8 protein-coding genes and 1 tRNA gene are annotated in these 8,722 nt (G+C 64.8%); 6 read left to right on the top strand and 3 right to left on the bottom strand.

Going from position 1 to position 8,722, the window contains the following annotated elements:
* Positions 1-119 precede the first annotated feature (119 nt).
* Positions 120-196, top strand: a tRNA-Met gene (locus FJV80_RS27315).
* Between the two features lie 154 nt (positions 197-350).
* Here FJV80_RS27315 and FJV80_RS27310 read toward each other — a convergent pair.
* The gene (locus FJV80_RS27310) at positions 351-1,268 is read right to left on the bottom strand and encodes a LysR family transcriptional regulator (RefSeq protein ID WP_142877910.1); all 918 of its coding nucleotides are present in this window, start codon (positions 1,266-1,268) and stop codon (positions 351-353) included.
* Between the two features lie 138 nt (positions 1,269-1,406).
* Between FJV80_RS27310 and FJV80_RS27305 the strand changes: the two genes are divergently transcribed.
* From FJV80_RS27305 to FJV80_RS27295, 3 genes are all read left to right on the top strand, one after another.
* Positions 1,407-2,045, top strand: coding sequence for a DsbA family protein (locus tag FJV80_RS27305; protein WP_095792718.1), 639 nt, complete (start codon positions 1,407-1,409; stop codon positions 2,043-2,045).
* Positions 2,046-2,081: 36 nt separating this feature from the next.
* Positions 2,082-2,693, top strand: a complete 612-nt coding sequence (locus FJV80_RS27300) for an NAD(P)-dependent oxidoreductase (RefSeq protein WP_142877909.1) — start codon at positions 2,082-2,084, stop codon at positions 2,691-2,693.
* Positions 2,694-2,866: 173 nt separating this feature from the next.
* A complete protein-coding gene (locus tag FJV80_RS27295) occupies positions 2,867-3,649 on the top strand; it encodes a DeoR/GlpR family DNA-binding transcription regulator (RefSeq protein ID WP_142877908.1) in 783 nt (260 codons plus the stop codon).
* A gap of 17 nt (positions 3,650-3,666) precedes the next feature.
* Here FJV80_RS27295 and FJV80_RS27290 read toward each other — a convergent pair whose 3' ends face one another.
* Both FJV80_RS27290 and FJV80_RS27285 read right to left on the bottom strand, forming a co-directional pair.
* Positions 3,667-5,103 carry an ROK family protein gene (locus FJV80_RS27290; protein ID WP_246689063.1) on the bottom strand — a complete coding sequence of 479 codons (1,437 nt, stop codon included), beginning with the start codon at positions 5,101-5,103 and terminating at the stop codon, positions 3,667-3,669.
* A gap of 84 nt (positions 5,104-5,187) precedes the next feature.
* Entirely contained in the window at positions 5,188-6,096 is a 909-nt protein-coding gene (locus FJV80_RS27285; protein ID WP_142877906.1) for a tagatose-bisphosphate aldolase, read from the bottom strand.
* Between the two features lie 262 nt (positions 6,097-6,358).
* Between FJV80_RS27285 and FJV80_RS27280 the strand changes: the two genes are divergently transcribed.
* Together FJV80_RS27280 and FJV80_RS27275 are read left to right on the top strand one after the other, a co-directional pair.
* Complete coding sequence (locus tag FJV80_RS27280; RefSeq protein ID WP_095772386.1) at positions 6,359-7,258, top strand: sugar-binding domain-containing protein; 900 nt, start codon at positions 6,359-6,361, stop codon at positions 7,256-7,258.
* A 412-nt stretch (positions 7,259-7,670) separates the two neighbouring features.
* The gene (locus FJV80_RS27275; protein WP_095772387.1) at positions 7,671-8,648 is read left to right on the top strand and encodes an ABC transporter substrate-binding protein; all 978 of its coding nucleotides are present in this window, start codon (positions 7,671-7,673) and stop codon (positions 8,646-8,648) included.
* The last annotated feature ends 74 nt before the right edge of the window (positions 8,649-8,722 follow it).

Genomic DNA, 8,722 nt, shown 5'->3' with positions numbered 1-8,722 from the left:
CGCCAAGGGACCACGGGCCGCGTAAGCGGCCCTTTCATTTGGTGAGCCATATACCTATCTGTAGGCCAGCCTAGTCGTAGGCTTGCGCTTACATCCTAAGCAAGCTCGCTTAGTGGTGACGCGGGGTGGAGCAGCCCGGTAGCTCGTCAGGCTCATAACCTGAAGGTCACAGGTTCAAATCCTGTCCCCGCAACCAAATCACAATCGGCCCGCCTGGCTCAAACCAGCGGGCCGTTTTGCGTTCAGGGCAACGATCGCCGACGACTGCCTCCCGCCCAGCGGTCCGCAAGCAGGCAAAGCCGAGGCGCCCCGATGTAAGTCTCCACTGACATTGCGAGCTGTGTGCCGCGTCACCCCCTGGCGTTGCCGCGTGCTCGCTTTCTCTCGGCGGCGACGAGCAATTCGACGAAGGCGCGCACCTTGGCAGGCCGGAAGCGGGCCGGCGGGAACACCGCGTGGATGCCGCCGGTCGGCAAGGCCCACTGCGCGAATATCCGCACAAGCCGACCCCCGACGATATCCTCATCGACCGCATAGTCGGGAAATATACCCAGACCGATACCTGCAAGCACGCAGGCATAGGCCGCCGGGCTTTTGTCGCAGACGACGACGGGATTGAGTTCGGTCAGCACCGTCTCGCCTTCTCTGGAAAACAGCCATTGGCCGACGCCGCGCAGCTGGGCATTGCCGACCCAGGCCAGCGATCGTGCCTGGTTCGGGTTCGCATCCGCGGGCAGGCTTGCCGCGAAGGCCGGGCTCGCAACGACGATCTGCCTAATCGTGCCCAGTCGCCGTGCCTGGTTGGAGGAATCGGTAAGCCAGCCAACGCGGATGCCGAGATCGATCTGCTCATCGACCAGATTGCTCACCGCGTCGTCGAAGATCGCTTCGACGCGCATTTGCGGATAGGCCTTCAGATATGCCGCCATGACCGGCGCCACCACTCTGGTGCCGTAGTCGAGCGGCGCGGTCAGCTTCAGAGTTCCGCTCGGCTCGACCGCGCCGTGCGAGATCTCGCCATAGGCCGCCTCCGCCTCGCGCAGGATGATCATCGCGCGATCATAAAAGAGGCGACCGTCTTCCGTCGGGGTGACGCGTCGTGTCGTGCGCTGCAGCAGCGTTGCGCCCAGTTCCTCCTCGAGCCTCCCGACCTGATGGCTGACCACGGCCTTGGCGACGCCAAGCCGGTCCGCGGCTGATGTGAACGAGCCGGTTTCCATCACGGTGGTGAAGTAGACGAGCCGATTGAGGTTCAGAAGGTCGGCCATGGCGACTGCTTTTGTCTGATCTGATCGGACAGTTTGTATTATTGGGTGGTATTTATCGCAAGACCTCCGTCTGCCACATACGGCCAAGACTTTTGGCGGCTCGTCAGCCGACAATCCGTACCGAGGACGGCAGCGATCGTGAGCAATTCAGATGTAACTTACCTTTTCGATCCGCTCTGCGGCTGGTGTTACGGCGCCACGCCGATGCTGGACAGGCTCTTGGCCAGCGGCTCGCGCATCGAGCTGCTGCCGACCGGCCTGTTCTCCGGTGCCGGGGCGCGGCCGATGGATGAAGGCTTTGCCGCCCATGCCTGGGCGAATGACCAGCGCATCGAGCGTCTGACCGGACAGAAGTTCACGCAGGCGTACCGAAACAATGTCCTCAATATTCGTGGCACCTTGCTCGACTCGCATGCCGCCACGCTCGGCATCAGCGCTGCCGGCCTCGAGGACCCCAACCGTCGGCTGAGCGCTCTGAAGGCTATCCAGCGCGCGCGTTATGTCGATGGCCGGGATATCGTGACTGTCGGAGGCGTGGCCGCCGTGCTCGCCGATGCCGGCATGGCCGATGCAGCAGCAATGTTGAAGGCGCCGACCGAAACCTTGCTGACGGCTCACGGCGAGCTGGTTGGCCGCGGCCGCACGCTGTTCCAGCGCCTGCACGCCAATGGCGTGCCTTCCCTCGCAATTATCCGCAACGATGCACCGCGCCTCATCGGCTCGAACGCGCTGTTCGGCAGCTTCGACAATCTCGTTGCCCATATCGCGGCGGCGTGATCCCCCAACTGACCCCAACAAGGACTGGAAAAGGACATGGCAAAAGTCGCTCTCATCGGTGCATCAGGCGCCGTCGGTTCGCGCCTGCTCAAGGAACTCTCCGACCGTGGCCATACTGTCACCGGTATTGCCCGCAACCCCGAAAAGATTGCCGCGCTGCCCGGCGTGACTGCGAGGAAGGGCGATGTCTTCGACAGGCAAGGTCTCGCCGACCTGATCCGTGGCCATGATTTGGTGATCAGCGCAGTGCATTTCCTGGACAGCGATTCCGACACGCTGATTGCCGCAGTGCGCGCTTCCGGCGTGAAGCGCTACCTCATCGTCGGCGGCGCCGGCAGCCTTGAGGTCGCGCCCGGTAAAAGGCTGGTCGACACCCCCGAATTCCCCGCCATCTACAAGGCCGAGGCACTGAAGGGCGCCGACTTCCTCGACAGGCTGAAAGCCGTCGGCGACCTCGATTGGACGTTCCTGTCGCCCTCCGCCATGTTCGTCCCGGGCGAGCGCACCGGCAAATTCCGCCTGGGCAAGGACACGCTACTGGTCTCCGACAAGGGCAGCAGCATCTCCTTCGAGGACTACGCCATCGTCATGGTCGACGAGATCGAGAAGCCTGCCCACATCAGGCAGCGTTTTACCGTCGGCTATTGATCAACCGGCGGCGGCCGTGTCTCGATCGAGGCCGGCCGACGCCAGCCGCATCAGGGCCAGCCGGCATCCCCGCTTCAATCGTTCGAATCAAGGCAGCCCAGCCGGGTCTTGCGAGACTCCTTCCCCACCAGCGTCGGCATGGATAATACTGTCGGCTTCGCGGAGGGCAGATCATGGAACAGAGCCGGCTGTCGAAGAAGGAGCGGCATGAGCTCATCCTGTCGGAAGTGCGCCGCTCGGCCTCAATCCGTGTTTCCAGGCTCGCTTTGCGCCTGGGTGTCGCCGGCGAAACGATCCGGCGCGACCTTATCGAGCTTGGCGATGCGGGGTTGCTCAACCGAACCTATGGCGGCGCGACGATCTCGCTGGTGACATCCGAGCCGGTGATCGCCGAGCGCAGCCAGACCATGATCGAGGAGCGGGCGCGGATCGGGCGCGGCGCGGCCGGACTGGTCGAGAAAGGCCATATCGTGATGATCGATGGCGGCTCGACGACCTATGAGGTGGCGCGCAGTCTCTCGCAGCTGAAGCGGGAGCTGACCATCATCACCAACTCCATCGGCGTGGCCTCGGTGGCCGGCGCCAATCAGAGCTTTCGGGTTATCCTGTGCCCCGGCACTTATGACAGCCGAGAAGCCAGCGTGGTCGGTGAGGATACGGTGGAATTCGTCAGGCGCTACAATGCCGACATTGCCATCATCGGAGCGTCGAGCCTGTCCGCAGACGGACCCAGCGACATGATCTCGGGAGCGGCGGCGGTCAAGCGGGCCATGATCTCTCGCGCGCTGTCCACAGCGCTTGTGGTGACCAACGACAAGTTCGGCCGCAACAGCCTCGAACGGATCTGCACGCTCAGCGCGCTTTCCGACATCGTCACGGATCGTGCACCGCAACCGGCACTACGCGCGGTCATCGAAGCGGCCGGAACGGAACTTCACGTCTGTAGCGGCGACTGAACGGGTCTTCCGACTGTCTATGCGCCGCCGACGATCGTCGCCCGCAACCAGGCCGTGATGGCATCGAAGTCGATGAGCTTCGTCGTGTCGACGTCGAAGAGCGGTCCGCGCCGCAGCGGTTCGGCGCGCTTGGCGAGCTCGATCAGTTCGGGAACATAGGCGGCACCGGGATGGCCGGCGGGGCGCTGGTCGAGGCGGGCGCCATAGCGCTCGGCAAGGACCTCGCCGGGCGCGTGGCACCAGATTTCGAAAGTCTGCTCGACGCCGGCCTTTCGCAGATGATCCTCGAGGACCTCGCGCGGCTGGAAGCCGAACCAGGCATCGACGATGAAGGTGGTGCCGGCAGGCGCTTCGCCGACCACCGACCAGATCGCCTGGTAGCTGGCGCGGCCGAGCGTGCGGTTGAACAGGCGGTCGCCGCCACCGAGCACTTCGAGAAAAGGGTTTTTGATCGTGTCGAGCGCCAGCAGCGGCCAGCCCATGCGATCAGCGATACCGCGCGAGACGCTGCTCTTGCCGCTGGCGGGGATGCCGTTGACGAGCACAGCGCGCCGCGAGCGGCTGGGCTGGGTCGAGGGCGACGTGTGCAACTCCCCCGCCAGCGCCTGGAGGCCGGCGCCGATCACCCCGGCGTCGTCGCCGAGTTGTGCCGGTTCGACCTGGCATTGATACCAGGGCGCCAGAGCCGGCGCGTGGCCGAGTGCTGCGTGGGCCGCCCGGCCAAGCCCGCCGCCAAGCAGCACCAGGTCGGGAGCGAGCATGGCAACGGCGGTGTCGATGGCGGCCCGCAGCGGTTTCACCCAGGCGTCCAGTATGCCGCGCGCCTGGATATCGCCGGCCGTATCGCGGGCAAAGAGTTGATCGACTGAAATGTCGGCGCCGAGGCCGGCGCGCGCAATGTGACGGCCGAGCGCGGTGCCCGAACTGGTGGTTTCGACGCAGCCGCGCCGGCCGCAGGCGCAGACCTCGCCATTGACGTCGACGGTGATGTGGCCGAGCTGACCCGCCGTTGCCGAACCTCGCGTAATCCGCCGATCCTGGGCGACGGCGCCGCCAATGCCGGTGCCGATGGTGAACATGACGATGTTGCCATGGCCGCGCCCGGCGCCGAGCGCCATCTCGGCGGCCAGCGCCATGTTGCAGTCATTGTCGATGACGACAGGCTTGCCTGTCATGTCTTCCAGGCGCTGGGCGAGCGCAACCGAGGCGAGGTTGACATAGCCGCCAGACAACACCGCGCCGCGCCGCGCATCGACGCGGCCCGGCACGCCGACACCGATGGCCTTCACATCCGGCGTGTCGAGAAGGCGCACCATGTCGGCGATGCGGCCGAGCACCAGCTCCGGGTCGGGCGCGCTCTTTTCGGAAACACGCTTGAGGATTTCACCGGTACCGGAAATGCGGGCGGCACGCAGATTGGTGCCGCCGATATCTATTCCTATGCTCTGAGGCATGGCGTCCCGCATCTGTTTTCGCGCAATTCCGGACGCAAAGCCGCTTCACACTTTCGCCGGAACAGCTCTCGTCCAACGCAGCTGTCAGGCAGCGGCTTTCTGCCGGTAGTGCCCGATCACGGCCTGGATTTCACGCAATCGCGGCACTGCGATGGTCTTAAGCCTTTCGCGCTGGATGTCACGGTCGAGCGAGATGCAATCCTTCCACAGCGAGCGGCCGGCGATGACGCCCGAGGCGCCATTCTGCATGGCGATCTCGACCTGGCCGAGAAAGGTCGCGTGGTTGACGCCGGCCGAAAGCACCGCCCAGGGCACGTCGCCGGCCATTTTGGTGATGTTGGCGCAGGCTTGCGGCGTCCCGGGGTAGGGAAGCTTCAGCACCTTGGCGCCACACTCCAGCGAAATCCTGGTGCCTTCCTCGACAAGCCATGGCGTCTTGGCCGCATAGTCCTCGGGGCTTTCCCCGTCGAGCTGGTAGGTCAGGAACTCGACGACCAGCAGCAGGTCTTCCTGCCCGAAATCGGCGATGCACTGGCGCAGGATGGCGATGTTGTGCTCATTCGCCTCAGGCTTGTCGGCCCGCAGATACACCATGATCTTGCCGCCTGTGCCGCCGAGTGCGCGGACGCGGCGCGCGTCGATGCCGGGAACCAGGCGCGAAAGGCGGTAGCCTTCGGGAGAGATATCGAAACCGGAAGCGTCGAGGCCGATGAGCAGCGCCGTGTCGCGGTTCAGGACGCCTTCGTCTACAATGCGCGGCACCGCGCAGAGCGGGTCGAGCAGCACGCAGGACGCCGCACTGGCGAGGTAGCGCGTGATGTCGGCCTTGGTGTCGCCGAGCATGTCATTGGTGATCTTGGCCTGTTGGTCCGGGTCCGACGCCAGCAGGGTCCGCATGCCGCCGCGCTGGTCGCAGGCGATGGCCACCATGGCCCCGTCCTTGCCACATATCTGCTGATAGCCGCGCAGTTCCGCGGTGGTCATCTTGGTCATGGTCTCAATCCGATGTTGGCGCTCTCCAGACGAAGGGCGCGGATCCCGTGGAAACAACGATGTTCAGTTCTGGCCGGCAGTGAGCCGTGACGCGCCATCGCCTTCGAAGAAAGCGCCTCGCCGGGCTCGCGGCCCGCCGCACGTTGCGAGTTGGCTGGATTTGCGCGATAACTCCCGTCGGCCTATGTGTATGTAACACGTTGCTGAAAGGAATTGCAAGCTGTCTTCCCCTCCCATCCAGGATGCGACCGCATCGCGGACGATGCTGCATACGGTGGCCAAGCTGCATTATGTGGAGGAGATGTCGCAGGTCGATATCGCTCGCCGGCTCGGAGTGTCCACCGCGACGATTTCGCGCTTGCTGCAGCGGGCGCGGGCCGAGGGCATTGTCCGCATCGAGGTTCTAGACCTGGCAACGCCGGAGGACATCACCAGGCAACTGATCGATGGCTTGAAATTGCGCGATGCCGCGGTGGTCGAGACGCCGGCGGCGGGCACGCTGGCGGCGCTCGCGGCACCCCTTGGCGGGCTGCTCCGGCAGGCGCAGCTGGTGGCGGGCTCCGTCGTCGCCATCGGCTGGGGGCGCGCCGTGCGCGAGGTCATCCGGGCCGGACTGCCGCGCATGCCCGGCGTGCTGACCGTGGCCGCCACCGGCGGCATGCAGCAGCAGGCGGCGCATTTTCAGGTCAATGAATTCGTGCGGCTCGCCGCCGAGGAGTTCGGCGGCACCCCGCATTTCATCCATGCCCCCTATCTGCCTTCCAGCGAATTGCGAGAGGTCTTCCTGCGCGACACCGCCATCCGCGATGCCGTCGCTTTGTGGGAGAGGACCGATGTCGCGATCGTCGGCATCGGCCTGCCGCATGCCATCAACGCCCCCGAGGCGAGCGCCGCCACGCCGAGCGAGCAGGCGCTGGTTCATGCCGCCGGCGACGTGCTTCGCCATTACTTCGATGCCGAAGGCACGCTGATTGCCTGGGAAGGGGAGAGCCGGATGATCGCCATGTCGCCGGCGCAGTTGCGCGCGGTGCCGCTGGTCATTGGCCTCGCCGCGTCGCCGGAAAAGGCGACGGCGATTATCGCCGCCGTTCGCGCCGGTCTCATCAACACGTTGGTGACCGATACCAAGACGGCGCAAGCCATCCTCGCGGCGTTCGCTTAACGGAATAATCCAGGCAGGACGCCGTCACGAAACCAGTTGTGCCGCCGAAAGCCGCGGGTGATAGTTGACCGGGGCTCTGCGGAGCAGTCGGATGTCGTTCGGTGTGAAAAGCCCGGCACTGCCAACTCGGAAAAACCGAGTTGCAATTTATTTCTGCAAAGTGTTACAAGTTCGAACGCCCGCCGGCAAGGCGAGGCGTGGGACACGGTTTGCCGGACCTCGCGGAGGCTAGGGAACGGGGCTGTGGCCCGGTGCGCCGGCGACTGACCGGCCGACATATCGACTGGAGGGCGCTTGGGAGGAGCTGCCCGCGAAAGGCAAACAGGCGTTCCCGGCCGTCGGCATCCGAACGGATGACGGCCATTCCAATGTCACTTGCAACGGCAGATCTGCCAACAATGAGGAGGATGTCATGAAAAAGATCGTTGCCGCGCTCGCGGCGCTCGCCGTCAGTGCCACGGTGCTGATCGCGCCCGCGCAGGCGCAGGACAAAAAATACACCATTGCGCTCATTCCGGGCCTGACCACGGACGGCTTCTACATCACCATGCGCAAGGGCGCCCAGGCGGCGGCCGACGCGCTTGGCGTCAATCTGGTCTTCCAGGGTGCGCCGGACTTCAACCCCGTCACCCAGGTGCCGGTGCTCGACGCGGTCATCGCCAAGAAGCCGGATGCGATCCTGATCGCGCCGACCGACAAGGTTCAGCTGGTCGAGCCGCTGCGCAAGGCCAATGACGCCGGCGTTCCGGTCATCACCGTCGACACTTTCATCGGCAGCGGCGTCTACCAGACCGGCGCCGGCGATGCCGATTTCCCGCTGTCCTACATCGCGTCGGACAATGTGCTGGGCGGCGAGATCGCGGCGCGGGCTTTGGCCACGTCCATTGGCGACAAGGGCAAGGTCTACGTCTCGAACGTCAAGCCCGGCATCTCGACCACCGACCAGCGTGAAGAAGGCTTCAAGAAGGAGATGGCCAAGCATCCGGGCATCACCGTGCTGGAAACCCAGTTCAATGATGACGACGCCAACAAGGCGGCTTCGCAGTTGCAGGCGGTGTTCGCGCGCAATCCCGACCTGGTCGGCGTCTTCGGCGCCAATCTGTTCTCGGCGCTGGGTGCCGCCAACGGCGTCAAGCAGGCGGGACAGACCGGCACAGTCAAGGTCGTCGCCTTCGATGCGCCGACCAGCATCGTCGACAACATCAACACCGGCCTGGTCGACGTGGCGATCGCCCAGCATCCAGCCGAGATCGGCTATTACGGCGTCGTCTCGGCCTATGCCCACCTGACCGGCCATTCGATCCCGGTCACCATCGGCACCGGCTTCACGATCATGGACAAGTCCAACATCGCGGACCCGAACATCTCGAAGTATCTCTACTCCGAGTAAGTCCAGCACAGTCTGGCTCTTCCCGGCCCGCCGGGAGGAGCCTGCACCGGGTCCCTCGCCAATCGAGACCTGTT

Source organism: Mesorhizobium sp. WSM4310 (assembly GCF_007003935.1).
Taxonomy (GTDB): Bacteria; Pseudomonadota; Alphaproteobacteria; order Rhizobiales; family Rhizobiaceae; genus Mesorhizobium.
The sequence above is the reverse complement of the archived record's forward strand: the minus strand, read 5'-3'. Positions and strand labels throughout refer to the sequence as shown.

Bases quoted from the DNA above. Each gene is read 5' to 3' on its own strand.
- FJV80_RS27285 (WP_142877906.1), bottom strand. From the start codon at position 6,096: ATGACCAAGATGACCACCGCGGAACTGCGCGGCTATCAGCAGATATGT.
- FJV80_RS27310 (WP_142877910.1), bottom strand. From the start codon at position 1,268: ATGGCCGACCTTCTGAACCTCAATCGGCTCGTCTACTTCACCACCGTG.
- FJV80_RS27280 (WP_095772386.1), top strand. From the start codon at position 6,359: ATGCTGCATACGGTGGCCAAGCTGCATTATGTGGAGGAGATGTCGCAG.
- FJV80_RS27290 (WP_246689063.1), bottom strand. From the start codon at position 5,103: ATGCCTCAGAGCATAGGAATAGATATCGGCGGCACCAATCTGCGTGCC.
- FJV80_RS27300 (WP_142877909.1), top strand. From the start codon at position 2,082: ATGGCAAAAGTCGCTCTCATCGGTGCATCAGGCGCCGTCGGTTCGCGC.
- FJV80_RS27275 (WP_095772387.1), top strand. From the start codon at position 7,671: ATGAAAAAGATCGTTGCCGCGCTCGCGGCGCTCGCCGTCAGTGCCACG.
- FJV80_RS27295 (WP_142877908.1), top strand. From the start codon at position 2,867: ATGGAACAGAGCCGGCTGTCGAAGAAGGAGCGGCATGAGCTCATCCTG.